14 protein-coding genes are annotated in these 20,919 nt (G+C 43.4%); 8 read left to right on the plus strand and 6 right to left on the minus strand.

Features of this window, described 5'->3' with window-relative positions; translation table 11 throughout:
- On the plus strand, nt 1-339 hold a 339-nt coding region (locus tag CH376_RS12085), incomplete at its 5' end, for an SDR family NAD(P)-dependent oxidoreductase (RefSeq protein WP_125232019.1).
- 17 nt (nt 340-356) lie between these two features.
- On the opposite strand, the gene map is transcribed toward CH376_RS12085, so the two are convergent.
- Complete coding sequence (map, locus tag CH376_RS12090) at nt 357-1,115, minus strand: type I methionyl aminopeptidase (RefSeq protein WP_100787084.1); 759 nt, start codon at nt 1,113-1,115, stop codon at nt 357-359.
- A 217-nt stretch (nt 1,116-1,332) separates the two neighbouring features.
- On the opposite strand from map, the gene CH376_RS12095 reads away from it, so the two are divergent.
- Complete coding sequence (locus tag CH376_RS12095; RefSeq protein WP_100787085.1) at nt 1,333-2,355, plus strand: cyclic nucleotide-binding domain-containing protein; 1,023 nt, start codon at nt 1,333-1,335, stop codon at nt 2,353-2,355.
- Here the strand turns inward: CH376_RS12095 and amt are convergent.
- The 3 genes from amt to CH376_RS12110 form a co-directional block, all read right to left on the minus strand.
- Entirely contained in the window at nt 2,352-4,457 is a 2,106-nt protein-coding gene (gene amt, locus CH376_RS12100) for an ammonium transporter (protein ID WP_100787086.1), read from the minus strand. The genes CH376_RS12095 and amt overlap by 4 nt on opposite strands.
- Nucleotides 4,458-4,836: 379 nt before the next feature.
- On the minus strand, nt 4,837-5,931 hold the full coding sequence (locus tag CH376_RS12105; protein WP_100787087.1) for an MltA domain-containing protein: 1,095 nt from the start codon (nt 5,929-5,931) through the stop codon (nt 4,837-4,839).
- A complete protein-coding gene (locus CH376_RS12110; RefSeq protein WP_100787088.1) occupies nt 5,931-7,544 on the minus strand; it encodes a 7TM diverse intracellular signaling domain-containing protein in 1,614 nt (537 codons plus the stop codon). The genes CH376_RS12105 and CH376_RS12110 overlap by 1 nt, the downstream gene beginning before the upstream one ends.
- A 427-nt stretch (nt 7,545-7,971) precedes the next feature.
- Between CH376_RS12110 and CH376_RS12115 the strand changes: the two genes are divergently transcribed.
- Nucleotides 7,972-8,583 carry a TetR/AcrR family transcriptional regulator gene (locus tag CH376_RS12115; RefSeq protein ID WP_100787089.1) on the plus strand — a complete coding sequence of 204 codons (612 nt, stop codon included), beginning with the start codon at nt 7,972-7,974 and terminating at the stop codon, nt 8,581-8,583.
- Nucleotides 8,552-9,055, plus strand: a complete 504-nt coding sequence (locus tag CH376_RS12120; protein ID WP_100787090.1) for a PaaI family thioesterase — start codon at nt 8,552-8,554, stop codon at nt 9,053-9,055. The genes CH376_RS12115 and CH376_RS12120 overlap by 32 nt, the downstream gene beginning before the upstream one ends.
- Before the next feature lie 229 nt (nt 9,056-9,284).
- On the opposite strand, the gene CH376_RS12125 is transcribed toward CH376_RS12120, so the two are convergent.
- Nucleotides 9,285-10,217: a cation diffusion facilitator family transporter gene (locus tag CH376_RS12125; RefSeq protein ID WP_100787091.1), complete on the minus strand. Its 933-nt coding sequence runs from the start codon at nt 10,215-10,217 to the stop codon at nt 9,285-9,287.
- A gap of 240 nt (nt 10,218-10,457) precedes the next feature.
- Nucleotides 10,458-12,977, minus strand: coding sequence for a SpoIIE family protein phosphatase (locus CH376_RS12130; protein WP_100787092.1), 2,520 nt, complete (start codon nt 12,975-12,977; stop codon nt 10,458-10,460).
- Between the two features lie 369 nt (nt 12,978-13,346).
- On the opposite strand from CH376_RS12130, the gene CH376_RS12140 reads away from it, so the two are divergent.
- The 4 genes from CH376_RS12140 (at nt 13,347) to CH376_RS12155 (ending at nt 20,835) form a co-directional block, all read left to right on the plus strand.
- Nucleotides 13,347-14,351, plus strand: a complete 1,005-nt coding sequence (locus CH376_RS12140) for a hypothetical protein (RefSeq protein WP_100787094.1) — start codon at nt 13,347-13,349, stop codon at nt 14,349-14,351.
- Nucleotides 14,345-14,776 (plus strand): hypothetical protein, encoded by a 432-nt coding sequence (locus tag CH376_RS12145; RefSeq protein ID WP_100787095.1) that lies wholly within the window; start codon nt 14,345-14,347, stop codon nt 14,774-14,776. The genes CH376_RS12140 and CH376_RS12145 overlap by 7 nt, the downstream gene beginning before the upstream one ends.
- A 27-nt stretch (nt 14,777-14,803) precedes the next feature.
- The gene (locus CH376_RS12150; protein WP_100787096.1) at nt 14,804-16,528 is read left to right on the plus strand and encodes a GMC oxidoreductase; all 1,725 of its coding nucleotides are present in this window, start codon (nt 14,804-14,806) and stop codon (nt 16,526-16,528) included.
- Between the two features lie 116 nt (nt 16,529-16,644).
- Nucleotides 16,645-20,835 (plus strand): adenylate/guanylate cyclase domain-containing protein, encoded by a 4,191-nt coding sequence (locus CH376_RS12155; protein ID WP_100787097.1) that lies wholly within the window; start codon nt 16,645-16,647, stop codon nt 20,833-20,835.
- Nucleotides 20,836-20,919: the final 84 nt, after the last annotated feature.

Genomic DNA, 20,919 nt, shown 5'->3' on the forward strand with positions numbered 1-20,919 from the left:
TACGCAGCGAGTAAGGTTTTTGTTTTGTATTTTACGGACGGATTGAGTTACGAACTCAAAGGAACCGGAGTCAGCGTTCACGCCGTTTCGCCAGGACCGATTCGAACTCCTTTTTTCGGAAAAGCTTTTCCGAAAGGGTTTCAATCTCCGGATCTATTCTGGCTGACTCCGACCAAGGTGGTAAAGACAGCTCTTGCCGGTATGGAAAGAGGAAAGACGATCATCGTAGTAGGCTGGGTAAATCGTATTCAGCAAATTCTTACTTCGATTCTTCCGCGAAGAACGGCCGCGTGGATCGGATCGATCGTTTTTTCCATCGGAAAAAAAAGAGAAAATTAGAATTTTAGAATATTCTTTTAAACTCCGTTACTCGCGGTGAGAAGGATGGGTTCGTTTTCGGTCACCACGATCGTATGTTCCTGTTGTGCGACGTAGCTTCCGTCTCTGGTTACGAGCGTCCATCCGTCCGAAGTTTCTATCGCGATTTCGGATTTGGTCGAGATAAAAGTTTCTATCGCAAGCACCATTCCGGATTTCAATTTCTGCGAATATTTTTTGTCTTCGTAACAAGGGATATATTTCGGAGCTTCGTGAAGACTTCCTCCCGTTCCATGTCCCATTAAATTTTTGATAACGGTGAAGCCGTATGATTTTGCTTCTTCGTGAATCGCTTTTCCTATGTCGCTGATTCGATTTCCTGCTTTTGCTGCGGAGACACCTTTGTAAAGCGATGTTCTGGAACAATCGACGAGCGAGGTAAGAATCGGATGTCCTCCTCCCAGAATGAAAGAACTTCCGTTGTCTCCGAAATATCCACCGAGCTCGGCGGATACGTCGATGTTAATGAGATCGCCGTCTTTTAGGATTTTTTTTACGGAAGGAATTCCGTGCGCGATCTCTCGATTTACGCTGATACAAGTCGCACCGGGAAAGTTATAAGTGATCGAAGGGGCCGATCTCGCCCCGTATTTTTTAAGAAGATTCAGTCCAAAGTCGTCCAGTTCTTTTGTGGACATTCCCGATTTTGCGAAAGATTTCATTTCCTTCAACACGAGCCCTACGATTTTTCCGATCGTTTTCAATCCGATCAGATCTTTTTCAGTTTCAATGGACATTATCTTTCTCCGATTCGATTTTTTTCGTTCGATTATTGTAGTCAATGGATTCTCCGTTCGCTTTTTAAACGATTCCGGAAAATCCCCATGTTATCATTCGAAAACAATTAATCCAAAAGGACTAATTGCCGTTTGGTTCTTCTTTTTTTTCTTTTCATTTAAGAATCCTTTCAATCCTTTCGTCTCTTGATTCTAAATTATAAAAGAATAGTAGCAAATGCCTCCTGAATCACCTAACTTACTCAACCACATTCAGCCGATCGAATACAACAAAGGTCAGATCATTTTCCGTCAGGGAGATCCGTCCAAAGACCAGATGTTTTTTATTTCTAAGGGTTCCGTCGTCTTATCCGAAACCGTAGACGGAAAAGAACGCGCGATTTGTCGCATTAACGAAAATAACTTTTTCGGAGAAATGGCTTTGTTGACCGGCGGGAAAAGAACTGCGTCGGCGATATCCGCGGTCGACGGGGTTCGTTTGATTTCGTTGGACAGCAGCATCATCGAAAACATGATTCATAAAAATCCGAAGTTTATGTTTCGGATGCTTTTAACCGCGGCGAGTCGTCACTACCGTGAAGAACTCAATTTTACCCAATTACAACGTTTTGTAAAAATTGATCCTTCCAATCTGGAGTTTGCTAACGACTACGAAAATTGCAGAATTCATAACCTCGGCGTAATCAGCAGAATCTACGGCCATCTGAGCAGTTATTTTCCTCCCGGAAAATATCTCTTTCGTTCCGGCGAACCCGCTTCGGAAAAACTTTGGTTCGTTCTACAGGGTAAATTAGTACTTTGTAAAGTTGCAAGAGACGGGGCGGAATCGGAAGTCAGAGATTATCATCCGGGGGACTTATTGGATCTTTCGTCGCTCATCGGTTCCAATCCGAGAGTTTTTTCGATCAAGTCCGTCGAAGATACGGCCGTGGTTACATCGATCGATAGAAACCTTTTGTATCGAGTTCTGACCTTAAATCCAAAATTATTCTTCAACGTGTTTAAGACGATCGTCTATGATTTTACGATTCTCAACAATTGTTTTAAGATGAGTAAAGTGGCGGAAGCGAACTTCGGCAACGGAGTCGTTCACGTTCCGGAAACGGAAGAAGTCAAAGGTGAAAGCGGAGAAGGGCTGGATCACCTTGCGGAACAGGCTTCTTCCGCCGCTGTCGACGCGCAAGAAGGCGCGGACTCCGAACCGCAAACGGCCGGAGCTGCGAACAAGGAAAATTCTTAAGGTCTGAATCCGAAAAAGAGTTCCTCGGACGGAAGATTTTTCCGTCCGGTTAGAATGAATGTGCTGATCTTACCTTTTCCCTTGATTTCCACATCTTCCCTTTTTTCCATCGAAAATTCTTCTGAGATCAAATCGGCAGTGGAAGGGGTCACTTGGATTTGTCCGCTCAAGCCGTGTGATTCCATTCTACTTGCAACGTTAACCGCATCGCCCCAGATATCGTAGATAAACTTTTTGGTTCCGATCACTCCGGCCACGACGGGTCCAGTATTGATCCCGATCCTCATGTCGAGTTTAAGATTGCCTTCTCGAATTCTAAACCTTTTGAGCATGTCCATCATTTCCCAAGCCATATGAGCAATTGCTAATGTATGATCCTTTCTTGGTTGAGGAAGCCCGCCCACGACCATGTATGCGTCTCCGATCGTCTTGATCTTTTCGAGACCGTATTTTTCGGCCATAAGATCGAACGCGGAAAATACCTTGTTCAAAATTCGAACGACTTTTTCGGGATGAAACTTTCCCGCGATTTCCGTAAAACCTACGATATCGGCAAACAGTATGCTCGCCTCGCTAAAACTCTGAGCGATGACCGAACTGTCTTTTTTTAGTTTATCTGCGATGGATTTAGGAAGTACGTTTAACAAAAGTTTTTCGGCTCTTTCCTGTTCCTTTTGTACCTTGGCGTACGCTTTTGCCAGTTCCTTTCTCGCTTTTTCATTTTCGTCCAAAGTGATCCGGACCGTACCAAGAACTTGATTGTATCGATCCGCAATTTGACCTACTTCGGTAAAGGGTTCGACGGGAACGTTGTAACTCAAGTCTCCGGTTTTTTTCTGATGCTCCATCACTAAAAAAAGATCGATCAATTCGGTTGTCGCCCGATGTTCGGAAATGTTTAGTCCTTGGTATTCTTCTTCCGGATCGACCCTTAACTGAAAGAATCGATTGATCGTACGAAAAATGAGATAAGAAGTTCCGAAAGCAAAGGCTCCGATCGAAACGATTCCTAATAGCTGGATTTGGATCTGCTGCCATCGTGTAAGACCCGAATTAAGAATTTCAAGATTCCCGAAAACGCCAACGCAGATCGTTCCGAAAATCCCCATTCCTAAGTGGACCGGAACCGCACCGACAGCGTCGTCAATTTTAAATTTTTCTAATATATCTTCGATCGGCGATACGAGAATTCCGGCAAGAACCCCGATCAATCCGGCTTCCATCGCATTGACTACGTTCGCACAAGCGGTGATCGCGACAAGACCGCCTAAGGAGCCGTTCAAGGGAAGGACGGCGTCGGGATAACCTTTTCTGAACCAACCCACAAACAATCCGGAAAACATCGCGGCGCCAGAGGCAAGAACCGTGTTTAAAAGAACGGTTGGAACGTGTTTATCAAAAGCGAGAGTGCTTCCTCCGTTGAATCCGAACCACCCGACCCAGAGTATGATTCCGCCTAACATCGCTAAGGGGAGATTGCTTCCTGTCACCTTTCGGGGAAGTTCTCCATCCACGAATCTTCCGGTCCGTGGACCCACCACGAGTAAGAATGCGAGCGCGACCCAGCCGCCAACACTATGAACGACCGAAGATCCGGCGAAATCCCTAAAACCTAAAACCGATAACCAGCCGTGAGTTTCAGACTGATAAAGTCCCGCCCAAACCCAATGTCCCGCAATCGGATAAATGAAACCGGATATAAGAATCGTAGAGATGATATAGGAAACGAATTTGAGTCTTTCCGCGATCGCGCCCGATACGATCGTGGCTGCGGTTCCGCAAAACACCAACTGAAATAAAAAGAAGGCCGGACTCCAGATATCATCGGGAGGAAAGACCGGTAAAAACCAAGACATGCCGAAAATTCCTTTCCAAGAATTTCCGAACATAAGACCGAAACCGATAAACCAGAATAGGACCGTTGCGATTCCGAAGTCCGCGATGTTTTTGATCGCGACGTTGATCGAATTTTTAGCTCTTGTCAAACCGGATTCTAAGATTAAAAATCCGCCTTGCATCAAAAGAACAAGTCCGGAGCAGAGTAAGATCCACAAAACGTCGGTAAGTGATTTTTCAGTCGAGCCCATAAACATTAAATGCATGCATACTTCCTGTAAAATTGAATCCCAAATTTTTTCGCTCTTAGAATTTTCCCAAATTCGTTATCTCATAGAGAGAAGCAGGTATACAGACGTATCGAGTTCTTCAGTCGAATCGAAAAGATAACTTAGGGGACAGTCTTTTTATTTTTATAATCGGTCCGTTACGAATCTATTTTTAACTTTAATAATGATAGAATTAGAACGATTCTTCTCTTGGAATAAGAAACAGATCTGCATAACGTTGTAAAACGATTTATTAGAATTCTTTTCAGAATGATTGTTACGTCTTTGCGGGACAAAGACTATGATCAAAATTGAATGCACTTTTTAATACGAAGAGCGCATTTGATACAATTTGCAGTTTCTTTGAATAAAATGTCTACTTCTTCGGCAGGATTAAAAAGATTCTTCCGGGAGTTTGAATTCGTCCCGCCTGCTCTTCAGCTTTCTTGCCGGTTCCCAAAAAGTAATCCAATCGTCCGTGTCCGGTTATCTTCGATCCACGATCGTGGACAAAAACCAAGCGGTTCTCTTCCGTTACGGCGGGAGACTCAAAGGAAATCAGCGCGGGAATGCCCAACGGTATATTCGGGTCCATCGCGACCGATCTTTTCGGAATGAGTTCGATTCCCCCGCTTCCTCTAGGCGCAGAAGTCTCTTTTTGAAAGAAAACATAACGCGGATTTTTTAGGATTGCGGTTCTCACTTCTTGGGGGTGATCGACGATGCAGTTTCTCAGATCGGACGGGATCAAGCTCGGACAAACGCCGTTTAGAGATTCGGAAGGACTGATATATCTTTTTCCGTTATCGGAAGAATACGTTATGCGAAATGGATTTTGTCCGGGAATACGGACGATCGCCGATCCTTCAAGCTGAGCCAAATGAAGATCCACGATCTTGACGTAGCCGATCGATTTTGTTCTATTCTTCCAAGAGGATGGATCTTCCAATTCGATTCTACTATCGTAAGGAATAAAGTTGCCGTTGAGAATTTTCCCCACGATTTTTTCCGAGCCTTGTTTTTTTACGATTAGGTCGGAAGGTGTTTCTAAAATCGGTTCGGAAAATTCCGCGTCCGGTCGGTATTTGGCTTCAATAATAACTTCGTAATATCCGGTTATTTTGCCTTCGTTCGGATCGGCGGTTTCCAAAAGTAAGAACGATTTCTGAAATTCGATTTTTCTTTTTTTAACGTCGCGTTCTTTCAAAAGGGTTTTTAATCGTTTTAAGGAATTCAAAAATTCTTTTTTATTGTAGGAATTTTTATGAAACTTTATTTTCCAATCCGCGGGCAGTCTCTCGAAATAGGATTTCGATTCTTGAAAAGCTAGTTCCAGCGTTTTGAAGTCTTCGGTTCTTTGTAGTATCGGCGTTTTTTTTACGGGAATAAAACCGGATTCTTCCAATTCTTTTGAATCCAATTTTGGAGAATTAGAAAGAAAGAATATGCAAAAAAATAGAAATACTCTCATCAAATGGATTCCGGATATAGCATCAACTTGTATTCCGATGGTGTCATTCCGGTTAAGGTTTTAAAGGATTTTTCCATTTCTCTTGCGGAAAGAAAACCAGATCTTCTGGCAATGTCCAGATGTTTTAGATCCTTTCTTGTTTTTAGAAGATGTTTGGCTTCTTCGACCCGATGATGATTCGTATAACTTTCAAAAGACTGAAATTTGGTGGAGGTCTGAATGTAACGTTCAAGGTCTGCAGGAGTGATTTTTAAAATACTCGCCAAGTCCTCTTTCGTTAACTCCGGGTTTTTGAAAATCCTTTCAACTTTAAAAAGATGGTCTATGCTGAATTCTATGGACGGCGCCTTGTTGTCCGATTTCGGATCCGCAATCTGATCCGGCTTTCTTAACTTTTCCTGTAATTGTTGGATGTCATAGGCTCGACTCAGGGTTTTTCTTCTTACGAATTTTTCGCGATCGGACAGGCTAATCATCACGACAATATATACCGTTGGAAGCGCGACCACATACGCGTGAACCGTGAGTTCGTTGTATTGAATCACGTCCATGAAATAAAGTAGGGTGATCATCACGCTTCCCACTATCGGAATCATACAAAGAGCGATTTTTCTCGCGGGTCTAAACGAACGAAATACGATGGTCGTGCATACGATGATCAACGAGCAAGAAACGATATATGTCCAAGCGAATATTTTTACCGCAAGCGGACGATACGGAAGAAAGGATGTATAGATCGCAAGAAATAGGACGAGGAAGGATCCTCCGAGCAATAATCTTTTGAAGAATTTAGGAAGGGACGACGGTGAAAGAAATTGATACATGAAATATACAGAACAGGCGAGTGCGAGTAACGCGAAAAGGGGCGGTGTGATATTCTGAAATTCCGGAAGCATAGGCCAAAGATATTTATATCCGCTTGCAAAACACGCCCATCCTTCCAGGGAAACGAATATTAAAAATCCGACGATATATAAATAAATCGGATCCAAAGTCTGACGATAGACGAAACCGGTGAGCAAGGTTATAAAAAGGCTCAGAACTAACGTAAAAAGGATGATTAGATTTCTATAATAGTTTCCTTTTTCATATTCCAATCCGGATTCCAAAAGCAGGGGAAAATTGATAATCGAAGAGGTTTGGACCCAGAGATAGTAGATCTTTTCGGCGCTTTGATCTTCCGAAGGCTCTAAATGAAAAACGGGATAATAATCGTCCACGGATCTTTCGGAGTATGGAAATCGATCCCCGGAAATCTGGATGGATGATTTGGAAAACATCGCGGCTGCGTCCAAAGTAACTTGAGGGATTCTGAGAAAACATCTGGATCTCGGATATTCTTTGATGCTGAATCTTATCCAAATCTCTTCTTTGATAAAACCGAATTTTAAAAACGCTCTTTTGAGTTCCGAATACGAAAGATCCGTTTTCGGTTTTGACGGAATCGAATTGGAAGGATTCTGATTCGTTGCAAATTCGATCTTGCCGAATTCGCATATTTCCATCGGAGGATTTGAATATAATAAATTCGGCGATAGGAAAGTTAAAAATAATAAAAGAGGAAGAACCCGAACTCTTACTTTGTTATTTGATTTTGTGAAGCGACAGAACATTCTAATAAAAATCTTATTTAATTAAAGTTCTGCGAAAATTGGAAACGTTTGAAAACGGCGTTAGTCTATGTTTTCGTTGCATTTGTCTTAGCCGAGAACCCAAGCGGTCTAATATTATCAAGAGCGGTAATTCCAGTCAAGAGTTCCAAATAATTAGGCGGACTTTTTCTATTCTTCTTAAGATCGAAATCGGATTCGTTGGATTCGAAATTTTTACTCATTCTATAATTCTAATTTTTGCTAATCCGATTTCGATTAAGCGAAGTGAAAATTTAGCACCGTTTCGTCGAGCCTTCGGCAATTCTTTTGACTGAAAAAAGAATCGATTTCCACACGGAGTTTTATCGCTTTCGAACGAAAATTTTCATAGTAATTTAGTACGAAACCGTTGACTGCCTACCTACCAGTAGGTAGGTTTGGTCTAAAGATGAAACTCGTCGGAGATACGAAAGAAAAGATCGTTAACTTGGCGAGAGGTTATTTTCAAAGCGTTGGATTTCAATCCTTCAGCTTTCAAAATCTCGCGGACGATCTCGGAATTAAAAAATCCAGCGTTCACTATCACTATTCTTCGAAAGAGGAATTGGGTTTGGAACTTTTGGAAATCTTCTACAAAGATTTTGAGGAATACACTGAAAATCTCAAAGAAAGACCTCCGCGAGTTCGTTTGTTCGGCCTGTTTAAACTCTACGAGGCTTATACGGGAGAGAACGGAAAAATTTGTCCCTTCGGCGTAGTTGGAAGCGAATACCACGTTCTTAAGCAACCGATTCGGGATAAAGCGCTCGTTCTCCACAACCAGCATCGCGATTTTCTCATTCAAACGTTAAGCGACGGAGTGAAAGACGGCTCCTTCGTTCTTGCGTTAACTTCGAAAGAAACTGCGGATTTGTTTATGTCCGCGATTCAAGGCGCGATGCAGATAGCAAGAATTCGCAAGGATAGGGAATATTTTCCCAGAATAATCAAAAGTCTTAAATCGATGATTCAAATAAAGGAGCATAAAAATGCCGGCCACCGATACGATTACAAAAGTTAACGACGAACTCGACAAGATGTCCGCGAAAATGGCGAAAGAATTCGGCATCAGCCTCGAGGTTCCACCGAAGTCTTTTAAGGAAATGAAAGGAGAATTTCTGGAAATAGAATCGAAGAGAATTTTGGTCCGCTTTCCGTATGACGCGCGTTTTGCGAATCCTATCGGAATGTTTCAGGGAGGAATGCTCTGTACCGCATTGGACAACACATTCGGTCCGCTTTCTTATATCACTGCAAAAAGACCTTGCGTTACCACCGATCTCTCCACTCAGTTTTTTAGATCCTTTGCTCCTCAGGACGAATACATCGAAATAGAAGCAAGAGTCGTCGCGAAATCTCCTGCGATGCTCACTATGCTCGCGGAAGTTCGAAATCCGAAAAAGAAACTCATCGCGACCTCCACGACGAGCATGTTGATTTTACAGGATTCTATGTTGAAACGAATGAGCGGGAGACAAGATCAGGAAGAATAGAATTTAGGGTTTTGTCCTAAAACCAGAAAATTGTGGGAACTCTTACGTTCTCGCAATGATGGGGAACAATCCGAAATCATACAAAAAGCCTGATGAGACGTAATTTGTAGGAACTCACACGAAGATCGGAATTTAAAAAACAAGGTCTTTTCCGCTTTGTGAGGGTTTTAGGACGTACTCTTTAAAGCCGCCGTTAAAATCCGAGCCGATAGGAATCGATCGCAGTTATTTAACTGCAATCCACCTGGGCGCAGTTGTCCCTTTCTTCTTCGGTTTCCAAGGTTGCGTGGGCGATTTTAAGTTCCTTCAGAATCGCTCTCGCTTCCGATTTGATCATTCTCCTTCTTTCGGAAGTGAGATCGTTTTGTAAAACAAGATGGGCCGTGAGCGCGTTTTCGGTCGTGCTCAAAGACCAGATATGAATATGATGAATATTTAATACTCCGTCGATCGATTTGAGTTGTTTTTCCACCGCCTCCGAGTGGATCGAATCCGGAGCCGAATCCAAACTCAAACGCAGACTTTCCTTAAAAAGAGGAATGTTTCCGTATAAAATGATAAGACCGATGATAAGGCCGGTCACGGGATCGATCCAAAAAATTCCTTTCCATTGAATCAAAAGACCGGAGACGATAACTCCCAAAGAAACCAAGCCGTCCGCGAGTAAATGCAGATAAGCTCCCTTTAAGTTTAAGTCATTGTCCTTATTCTTATGAAATAAAAAAGAAGTGGAGAAGTTTACAAAAACCCCCGCAAGCGCCACGACCGCGATCATTCCTCCGGAGACGGGACTCGGTCTGGAAAGTTTTTCGATCGATTCGTAAACGATAAAAGCAAAGGTTCCAAAAAGAAGAATGGAGTTGAGAAGGCTGACTAAGATCGAAGACTTCTTCAAGCCGTATGTAAAACCTCGGGAAGGAGCCCTTTGTTGAAGTTTGATCGCAATCCACGCGAGAAATAAAGAACTGACATCCATTAGATTGTGTCCGGCATCCGATAACAAAGCGAGAGATCCCGACCAAAGTCCGATCCCCGCTTCGATCGCCGCGTACAAAAGATTGAATGACATCGCGATCACTAAGGCCTTGCTCGAGCTCCTATGATGGTCATGGGTGTGATGAGAATGATCGTGAGAATGGTGATGCGCGTGATGATGACCCATGTTTATTCCCGAATTAAATTTCTATTCCCAGATTAGAAGTTCTACCGGTATGTAAATAGAAAAATAATTTTGTTGTTGAGAATGGATTCTCTCATAAAAATTTTTTCGAATTTTATTTTTCGAGAATTGTTTCTATTAGACTTTTCTAAAAGAAGCTCAAGCTCTTTGAAATTGATTTCCTATTATCAGAAAAATTCTCTTAAAAATCGCGTCCCTGATTTCCGTTTTTCGAGCGAGGAATCAAAATGAAATCGACTTCGTATTATTTTTTTGGGTTTTCGTCGTGCTTAGGATTTCCTCCAGCTTGACGATTCTTTCCGCGTTGTTCAATCCTCGGTAAGCTCGAATGAGGTTTCTGAGATTTCGGACGTTTTTCGGATCTCTGATTCTCAGACGTTCTCCGACGTCCACGGATTGATTCATATCTCCGGCCTTTCTCAACATTCTCGAAGTATATCCTAACATCGCGTCGTCCGAAGGAACCGCCTTCAAATATTCGTGCGCGCAAAAGGAGGCTTTGTCGTATTCTCTCAAACGAAAGTAAGCCAAGCTGAGTTCTTTCAAAGCCGCCGGATGCGCTTGTCTCCCTTCTCTGAATTCGGCAAAGAATTTATCCAAAGACTTTTTATCTTTTTTTGCGAGTTTGATTTTTACTTTTTTAGGAACGGTTCCGTTCCATTCGATTCTCATGATGGAAAGATCGTCCGTAAGAACTCCTTCTCTTTCTAGCTGCGAATTGATTCTTTCCAAGTCGCCTTTGGATTCTTCTACGATGCGAAGAATTCTGGTCTCATCGTAGTTCATATTTTTTTTGCCGTCTATGTTTTCCAAAAGGATATCGTCTCTTCCGTCGGATCCGTTAAAGAGTACGTCGCCTGGCATAAACTGGAACGTCTGAACGGAAAGAGTTCCTTCCACGAGTTGTGATCCGAGTTTTCTGTAAAAAACGTTCTCACCCAAAAAAGAAGCGATTCCGTCTCTATAAAGAATGGAATAGGGATGCTCCGCGTTCATATAATAAGTGAAGCCCGTGTCGTCTTCGATAACTCCGAGAACGATCGAGACCAACATGGAACCTTCGAAACTTTCGAAAACTCTATGCAATTCTATGAATGCGTTTTTCAACCATCTTTCCGGATAAAGATCCTTCATAAAAGCGCTGAAGCGGGTTCTTTCTATGATCGATTTAAAAACCGCTCCCAATACCAAGGCGCCTCCGGCTCCTTGCATTGATTTTCCCATCGCATCCGCGTTAAAAAAAACGGTGACTCTTCTTCCCTTGAGAACGATACTTTCCGTTTTACAGAGATCTCCTCCGATTTCGTTTCGGAGATTCTTAAAATGAAACTGTTTCTTTTGTTTGATAAAAAATTCGATCTTAACGTTTTCACTCTCGGCGTTGTTTTGTCCGAGCGGATTGATGAGCAGGGAAGTAAGAAAATAATCCCCGTCCTGCTGATCCTTCAGTTTGCTCATCTTATCCAAAGTGTCCGTAAGTTCGCGCGTTCTCTCCTCGACTCTTTGTTCCAGATTTGCGTTGAGCTCCTCCGTTTTTGCGTGAAGTTCGCTGAATCTTTCCGCGAGAATCGTCGCGATTCCCATAACGTAAAAGAAAAATCCGTATTTGCTGAGCGCGAGTCCGGTATTAAAAAACAAAGAATCTAAAACGTCGAAGATCGCGGTGAAAGTGATGACTACGGTTCCTAAGAATAATCTTTTCGCCGCGGGAAGTTTCAGTCGAATCCCTTTGATCAAAACGTAAAAGTTTACGGGAACGGCGTAAAAGATCGCTCCCATCTGCCAAAGCCGGAGCACATACTCGGAAAAATACATCGGCGCAAAAAAAGTCGGTATCGCCAAAAGAACGTTGAAGACGGAATAATACCGGATGGCGGAAATCGTCTTTCCGTAGAAAAGCTGACTCATGAAAGTGAAATAGCTGGAGATACAAATATAGAGGGCGATCAATTCGATCCTTTGAATGAGCGTGGAATCGATCGGATATTCGAAGACCGCCGACGATCTCGTGTAGATATAAAGTCCAAGCAGAAGCGCGAAAAGACCGAAGGAGAAATTATGCCTTTCCTTTCTTCGTTTTAAAAAGAGAAAAAGATGATAAAGTCCCGTGGTGATATAAATTCCTATCAGAACGAGAGCGATGCGGTCTTGTTCTTGATATATTAAATTTTTATAATATCCTATTTCGTAGCCGGAAGTAAGATAAAATCCTGTATGATCGTATTTAGGATCTCCGGACAATTTGATCACAAGCCGGTTTCCTTTTTGTTTGAGAATTTCCCGACCGATTTCGTAGACCTGTCCTCGAACGGTTCTGTGGAAAACCACTTTGTCCTTCGATATCTCACCTTCTTTTGCGATGAGCTTTCCGTTGATGTAAATTTCGAACGTTTCTCCGATTTCTCCGAAACGGATTCCAGGTTCCAGAGGGCTTTCCAGAAAACGGTTCGGTAGATCGAATTCGGTATAAAAAGTAAACGTATGAAGCGAAGAATTATGAGCGTAGAGTTTATTCACCCAAATCGGAAAGGTTCGAACATTCTTCCAGCCGGAATCGGGAACAAAATTCTCCTTTAAAAAATCGTTTTCAAACCGATCTAGAATTTTCCATTCCTTTGATTGGCAGCGTTCCTCCGAGTCGCAACTCTTAAAAAGATCGATCGAGTTTTGAGAATACGAAGTTGATTGAACGAAAAGTAGAAGGAAAAAAATATATGCGAAAGTTCTAAACTGTTGATTCATTTGTTTTTTGAAAAAGCTCCTACGCGCGAGCCGTTAAAAGTTCGGACTTCGAAAAAAAGATTCCAGACTTTTCTAATCGGAATGGTTACGGTATTTCGACCTCGGAAACGAATCGTTAAAGATCCATGGGAGAATGAAACGTTACATCGCATTTACAAGCATATTTTTTACCGGGAATTGTCCGGCATTTTTTCCCATTCTTTTTGAAAGACCGCGGTTTTTCTTTTTTGCAAGGCCGGATCAAAGTTTTGGATTCTCTATTTTTGAAATCTTCAGAATTCGATCTTTTCTCAAAAAATGTCAGGAAAGAGGGCAAGGATATAAACTATTGTTGCAATTGTTGTTAAAAGGTGCATTTATTGTCGATTTATGTTTGGGAAGAAATTGACTAAATCGATTCTTATCGTTCTTTTTTTGTTATGTCACGGCCTCGGCGCGTATCAGGAAGACGGTCACTTTTATACGGTTCAAACCGTTTTAAATAATTTTCATACTCCTTCTCCTTTGACGAAGGAGGAAACCGCGCTCGTAGCCTTTTGCGCGCAACTTCCGGATGAAGTGCCGGAGCTGGACGCGATCGGCGTTTATAGAAAGTTGGCGATCGATCATCCTTTTCAATATCTACTTTGGGTTTTTACCGATCAAGGTTCTCGTTACACGCTCGGTAGAATGGCCGAAGTGCAGCAGCTTCTCCACGGATTGACCGGCGGAAATAGCGAACATCTCAGAAATGTCGCGATCGTCACTCTGGATCGTTTGAGAAACGAGCTTACGTCAAAAAAAGAAAAACAACCGGAGAAACTTTGCGCGTTGGGATTCGCTTTTCATCTTTTAGGCGATTCATTCGCACATCGTAAATTATATAATTCTAATAAAATGTATCCTACGGGAAGAGGACACGCGTCCGATATGACTCTTCCCGATCATCCGGTTCACAGCGACAATCGAGTTTCGGAATGGGAAAAATACGCGCAGGGGATTCCCAACCTGTTCCGTTCCAAACTTAAAGAGATCGTCGTTAAAGACGACTTTCCGAAAGTGAGAGAACTTACCGGAAACGACAATCCCTGGCACTGTATTTTCGGAACGAAGTGCGAAGACAATATGCGGAAAATATTATTGAATCGTCTGAGAATTTCGAATTCTTTTCCGAAATACGATCCCATTCAGAAGGATCGGTACAAAGCAAATAATTGTCAGGAGTACGTGCAAAAAGTCGTAGCGTTGAGAGATATTCCGATCACCCCGAATTGTGAAGGATCCTGGAAAACTTACAAGACAGCTTCCCTTGGAGTCTGGAAAACCCTCGGTTATTTTCAGAACGAGGATTCCCGAAAACAAATCGAACTTTATAACGGAGACGACTTATGGTAGAAGCAACGAACGAGGATCCTCGTAAAAAAAGAAAACGTAAGGTAAAACGAAACTCGATTTGGGGCGAGATTCTGATCGTTTTCGCCGGGCTGCCCATTTTGATAGTTTGGGTCACGCTGCGGACGTTCGTATGCTGGGGAAATCTGGGTTTCTTCGGCGAGTTGTTTTGCAGAGTTTCCGGCTTTATAAAACCGATACTTTTGATTTCCACGCTCGTTCTTTTGGCGATCACTGTTTTTGATCTTCATAAGCTCGGAGACGAATTGGAGGATCTGCCGAAATGGGCCTGGAAACGGAGTTACAAAGGATTTCGCTCTTTGGATAACTGGGAAAAATTTCATTTTCTATTTTCTTTTTTCTCGTTTCTGGGAGCGTTGATCATCGGATTTTATCTTTTGCATAAATTTGAGTTTAGTTTATTTTAATATATTAATATAATCATCGGGGTTGTAATGAAAAAATTCGAAGCGGTTGTGATTGGCACCGGTTTCGGCGGAGCCGTAAACGGTTGTAGATTGAGTAAAAAATGGCCTGGACAGGTTTTGATCCTGGAACGGGGTAAACGTTATCCAAAGGGCTCTTTCCCGCGGTCTCCGCACGATATGGCCAAAAATTTCTGGAACGTTCCCGAAGAGAACAAAACTAAAATACGTCCGGGAAAGTTGTCCAAGCTGAATCAGACGGGTTTGTTCGATATAAGAAATTATCCGAATATGGACGTGGTTTTATCCGCGGGACTCGGCGGCGGATCTTTGATCTACGCTAACGTTTTTTTGGAACCGCCCGATCATATCTTCGACGAGAGATGGCCGGCGACCGTAAAAAAGAAAAGCCTCACATCGTATTATAAAATCGTAAAGGAAGTTTTGGGTTCGAGACCGATTCCTCTCAACGACGATCCAAGAAGAAGAATCGTTCGTACCGAACTCTATCAGAAATTCGCGAAGTCTCAGGGAAGAGAATCCAAACTCGCCGATATCAACGTATTTTTCGGAAACGATTTTAAGAAGCCGACCGAAATCGGTCTTCAGGAAAAAAACCGTTACGGGGCGGTACAAACTTCCTGTACGTATTGTGCGGAATGCGATATCGGATGTAATTCCCATTCTAAAAATACCTTGGACCTGAATTATCTGTTCGTCGCCGAGAACAAATACAAAGCCGATATCCGCACGGAACATCTCGTTCAAAAAATCGTACCGGTTTCTTCGGAAGGAAACGACGATCCTTCCGCGCACGGAGAACACGGTTATAGAATCTATTTTTTGGATCTATCCTCAACAAATCGAGGACTCGAATCCGTCCTTACAAAGAGGGTCGTGGTTTCCGCGGGCACGTTAGGAACCACCGAACTTCTTCTCAAATGTAAGGAAGAATACAAAACCCTTCCCGATATTTCGGAACACATCGGAAAACAATTTTCCGGAAACGGGGACTTTTTATCCTTTGCCACCAAGGGAACACAACCCGCGGATCCGAACTACGGACCGGTCATTACTCAATACACGGATTATAATCTTTTTAAGAATTTCGATCCGAAAAAGGCGTTCGTTCTGGAGGATGCGAGTTATCCGGTCTTTGCGGCTTATTTTGCCGAAGCGGCGATTCCGTTTATTTTTAGAATCGGATTTTTCTTTCACATGATCGGCGAACTTTTCAAACGTTTTTTTACGGGAAAAATATTCGGAAAGGTCGGTTATCTCATGAGCGAAGTGATGAAAGGGGACGTTTCTTACACGTCCTTGGTTCTTCTTTGTATGGGAGTGGATCGTTCGGATGGAAGAATGGTTTTGGACAGAAAACGCGGAGTCCAAGTGCAGTGGCCTCAGAAAAATAGTATGCCGCTTTACGAGGCGATTTTGGAAGTAACGAAGAATTTTGCTTCTTACATAAAAGCCAAAGCGCACTTTGCGATGCCGACTTGGGCGTGGCCGATACGAAATAACGTCTCCGTACATCCGTTAGGCGGTTGTATCCTCGGAAATTCCAAGGCAAACGCGGTAACGTCGGCCGAGCCGAAGACGTTCGGCCAGGTTTTTTCCTACCAGGGGCTTTACGTAGCCGATGGAAGTCTTTCTCCGACTGCGATCGGAGCGAATCCTTCGATGACGATCGCGGCGCTTTCGGAACGGGTCGCCGAAGGAATTACGGGGATCAAGCCGACGCCAAAACTTTAATAAAAATTACAATTCTGCAAGTTAATAGACAATACCGCGAATAAATGGTCAAAATTCTTCGTCTAACAGCCTTGCGGAATTGATAAAACAAAAATAACATTCGATTTAGGATTATTATGAATAGTGCAACGGAATCCATCAAAGACACACTGGAACTGATCAGACCTTATCTACCGTCTGCAGTTGTCCGAAAATTGGCAGATTCCAACGAGTCGAAACTTCAGCGTTCTCAGACTTTCGAGGGCGCAGTTCTCTTTTTTGACGTGGTGGGTTTTACGCCGACAACTTTGGCGCTCGCGGCGAAGGGAACGAGAGGCATCGACGCTTTACAAACCGTGCTTTCCAATTATTATACCGCTCTCTTAGAACACTTGAATCAGTGGGGAGGAGCCGTGTATCAATTTGCGGGAGACTCCGTTCTCGTAAGTTTTGAAAAGAAGGAAGACGAAACGGATTCCGACGCGGCGTTACGAGTTGCGAATTGTGCATTAGGAATTTTTAATTCGATTTCCGAATACAGTTCCAATCAACTCCTGGGGGAAAACGTAAATCTTCCGGCGAGGGTCGGTCTCGGCTACGGAGAATACAACGAGTTCATTCTTGGAGATCCGGACCGTTTTTTAAGAGCGGTGATCGCCGGGAATCCGGTTGATGATTCCATTTCGGCCGAAAAATTAGCGTTAGGCGGAGAAATCATTCTCAGCTCTAAACTCTGGGACTTGTTGCCTGATTCGAAAGCCGGCGAAAGTATCAACGCCAATTTCGTACGTCTGATCGATTGTGAAAGGATCGACAATAACTACGTTCCTCCTTCTCGATCGGCCTCGGATAGAATTTCATCGGAACGTTTTTTCAAACGTTGCAAACGTTTTATAGTTCCTGAGTTATATCAAAGAATTACAAACGTTCACAGGGCTTTTTCCGGAGATTATCGGGAAGTGGCCGCCGCCTTCGTTCACATCGATTCTCCTTTGGAATCGAGTACGGATTCTAAAAACTTTAACGACTTTTTTGTTTATGTTCAGAGTATCGTCGCCGCTTGTTCGGGAACTTTCGTTCTGACGGATTTATCCGATAAGGGCGCGCTCTTTTTGATTCTATTCGGCGCGCCTGCGGCGTTGGAAAATAAGGAAGCCCTGGCCGCGCGTTTTGCGATTCGTCTAACGGAGGGAGCGTCCGTCTTTCCGGCTGCAAAAAATCTTCAGACCGGAATCTCGACGGGAATGGCTTATTGCGGCGATTTGGGCGCTCCCTTTAGAAAGGACTTTACGGCGATCGGAGAGATGATGAACATCGCCGCCCGTCTTTCCACGTTAGCCGGTCAAACCGGAATTCTGATCGATTCGCAGACAAAAAGCAAATTAAGTAAGAATTTCACCTTTCATGAAATCGGAGACATCGAACTCAAGGGCGTGACCGGAGTCAAAAAAGTTTTTCAACTCACGGGAGAGCAGAAAAATATCCCGGGTTTACTCATTCAATACAGAGATCCGATGATCGGAAGAAAGGAAGAGATCGATCGTCTTCACAAGATGCTCGATACTTCTATGGAAAAAGGCGGGGTCGTCTGCAGAGTTATCGCCGACGCGGGATTGGGAAAGTCAAGATTGACCAATACGTTTATCGATCAGGCTTATGATCGAGAAGTCGAGATTCTGATAGGGTATTGTTATCCTTACGAGAAGTTTACCCCATTCTACCCGTGGAAAGAATTACTCAGTTTGTTTTTGGGAATTTTCGAAGACGATTCGATCGAAACGAGAGTTACAAAGGCCGAAAAAGCATTAGAAAAATTGAATTCGTTTGATATCGCCTGGGCCAAGGCTCTCGTCGCGCTGATGGGAGTTCCGGTGGAAGAGGATCCTTTGACAAGGGAGATCGACAGGAAGCAAAAGAACGAAAGACTTTTCGAAATCATAATTTCATTATTGCAGGAGCGCGCCGAGAGAAAACCGCTTCTACTGATCTTCGAAGACGTTCACTGGATCGACGAACTTTCCAGCCGTCTTTTGGAAAAATTGGCCGCGAGACTTCCGTCGATGAAAGCGATGTTGATCCTGGTTTCGAGACCTGAGGGACAGTTTGCGGAAGAATCGGTCGCTCCGAACGAGGAACTCATTCGTCTGAAAGAGTTCAAACCGGAAGAAGCAAGGGATTTTCTCGTTCATAAATTCAAAATGGATACGAGCCAGGAAGAATTTTTGGATCAGATTCTCAATCGATCCAGCGGAAATCCGTTCTTCTTGGAATCGATCGTTCACAATTTGATCGAAGAAGGGACTTTGAAAAAATTGGAGAATGGAACCCTTTCTCCTTCGGAAACCACGAGGGATATTCAAATACCGAATACGCTCAACGACGTGCTGCTCGCCCGCGTGGATCGTCTGCAAGAACGGGAAAAGATCGTCTTAAAAACGGCGTCTGTGATCGGACGTCTGATCAATGTGCAGACGCTCAACCACCTTCTTCCCGTGGAATTCCGCTCCGAGATTCAGAACATTCTTCAGAGCTTGGAAGGATTGGATCTGACTCCTCTGGAGATTACGGATCCTCTAACGTATATTTTCAAACATATAGTAATCAGAGACATCGTGTACAATACGCTTCTTCATTCGACGCGGGAGGATTTACACAAACGAATCGCCTCCTTTATTGAAGAGGAAAACGAGGATAATATCGTAGAGATGGCGGATATTCTTGCGTTTCACTATCAGCAATGCGCAGACTACGAAAAGGCCTCCAAGTATTCTTTGATGGCCGCTCGTAAGGCGAGAAGCAGATATGCGAACCGGGATGCGATCTATCACTACGGTCAAGTTTTGGAAATGATCACTCAAGCCGGTAAAAACAAAAGTGATCTGTATTACGAAATCACGCAGGAGTTGGCGCACGTTCATAGACAGCTCGGGGAATATTCCAAAGCGGAAGCCCTTTTCAGAGACTGTTTGGAAAACAAGTCCACTTTCAATTTGATTCGTTCTTATACCGGTTTGGGTCAGGTTTATCAGGAACAAGACGACATTCCTCGCGCAATGGATGCGTTGGAAACGGCGCTTCGTTTCACCGGAATTCGGGCGCCAGGAAGCAGACCGGATACGATATTTAAAATCGTATTACAAATTCCTTTCGTTCTTCGGTTCTCTCTTTTGGGGCCTTCCTACACTTCTTCGAACAAGGCGGAAAGATTGCGTTTGAGATGTATCATCTTGGTTACCCTCGCCAAATTGTATATCATGAAGGATATCAAGAAGTTCGGCTGGTCGGTTTTTACCCAGTACAACGCCACTCAGAGGTTCGACGATCCGGTTCGTCAATCCCTCGCCGAATGCGCGTTAGGTCAGGTTTTCTTCGGTTTAAATCTTTTCGGACCTTCCAAACACTTTTTGAGCAAAGGAATGGAACTCGCCGAAAAAACCGGGGATCCTTACGCGAGGGCGATCGGCTTTCTCGTTCATGGAATCTATTATATGATGCAGAATCGTCCGGACTTGGGTCTTCCGTATCTTCACGATTCGGTTGCGATCTATAGACAAGTCGGCGAAAAGTGGGATCTGCTTTCCGCGCTTTCTTCGGGCGGATTTCTTTATTATTTCCAATCGGATTTTAGGACCGCTAAAAAATACTTTGACGATATAGGCGAGTTGGCGAGCGATCTCGGCGCCCAGCTTCAGTTGAGATGGACTCGTATCTGGTCTCCGTATTTCGGATATCTTCTCGGAGAAGTGGATCCCCTGGACTTGGAAAAAAGACTGATGGTGGAAGCGGAAAGAGCCGCGTCCGAAAACGACGTGATGAACGAACTTTCCACGATCAATAAACTTCTCAAGCTGACGATCTACGAGGGTTGGGCGGAAAAGGCCGCTTATTGGTCGAGAAGAAGTTACGAGGGATTTTTAAGATGCGAAGTTAAATTTCCCCAACTTCAAATCGGAAACGTTTATCTCGCTGAGGCCGCGCTTTTTGCCCAAAGAGAAACCGGCGATAAGAGTCTGAACAAAATGATTCAATACGGTTTAAAAAACGGATTGAAATTGGGAAAATCCTTACCCTATCTTTACGGCCCGGCATTGGTCCTCAAAGGAAAATTAAAATTTTATTCCGGAAATATTCAGAAGGCGGAAACGATCTTTAAAGAAGCGGAACTTTTTCTGTCCAATACCCTCAATCGCTGGGAATACGCAACCGCGTTGTATGAAATCGGTCAACTTCTCAAGGATCAAGGACGTATCTCGGCGGCCAAAAGAATTTTTCAGGAACTGGACGCTAAAAGGGATTTAAAAAGATTGGAAGCGGATTCGATCCTCTGAAATTCCGAAATCGAAAAAATATTCAATATTCTGAATATTTTGTTTTTTGAATCGACTTGAAATCGGACTTAGGTCCGATTTCAA

Origin of the sequence: Leptospira adleri (genome assembly GCF_002811985.1) — a bacterium.
Taxonomy (GTDB): domain Bacteria; phylum Spirochaetota; class Leptospiria; order Leptospirales; family Leptospiraceae; genus Leptospira; species Leptospira adleri.

Coding starts and splice junctions, on each gene's coding strand:
- map (WP_100787084.1), bottom strand. CDS start 1,115: ATGTCCATTGAAACTGAAAAAGATCTGATCGGATTGAAAACGATCGGA.
- CH376_RS12095 (WP_100787085.1), top strand. CDS start 1,333: ATGCCTCCTGAATCACCTAACTTACTCAACCACATTCAGCCGATCGAA.
- amt (WP_100787086.1), bottom strand. CDS start 4,457: ATGCATTTAATGTTTATGGGCTCGACTGAAAAATCACTTACCGACGTT.
- CH376_RS12105 (WP_100787087.1), bottom strand. CDS start 5,931: ATGAGAGTATTTCTATTTTTTTGCATATTCTTTCTTTCTAATTCTCCA.
- CH376_RS12110 (WP_100787088.1), bottom strand. CDS start 7,544: ATGTTCTGTCGCTTCACAAAATCAAATAACAAAGTAAGAGTTCGGGTT.
- CH376_RS12115 (WP_100787089.1), top strand. CDS start 7,972: ATGAAACTCGTCGGAGATACGAAAGAAAAGATCGTTAACTTGGCGAGA.
- CH376_RS12120 (WP_100787090.1), top strand. CDS start 8,552: ATGCCGGCCACCGATACGATTACAAAAGTTAACGACGAACTCGACAAG.
- CH376_RS12125 (WP_100787091.1), bottom strand. CDS start 10,217: ATGGGTCATCATCACGCGCATCACCATTCTCACGATCATTCTCATCAC.
- CH376_RS12130 (WP_100787092.1), bottom strand. CDS start 12,977: ATGAATCAACAGTTTAGAACTTTCGCATATATTTTTTTCCTTCTACTT.
- CH376_RS12140 (WP_100787094.1), top strand. CDS start 13,347: ATGTTTGGGAAGAAATTGACTAAATCGATTCTTATCGTTCTTTTTTTG.
- CH376_RS12145 (WP_100787095.1), top strand. CDS start 14,345: ATGGTAGAAGCAACGAACGAGGATCCTCGTAAAAAAAGAAAACGTAAG.
- CH376_RS12150 (WP_100787096.1), top strand. CDS start 14,804: ATGAAAAAATTCGAAGCGGTTGTGATTGGCACCGGTTTCGGCGGAGCC.
- CH376_RS12155 (WP_100787097.1), top strand. CDS start 16,645: ATGAATAGTGCAACGGAATCCATCAAAGACACACTGGAACTGATCAGA.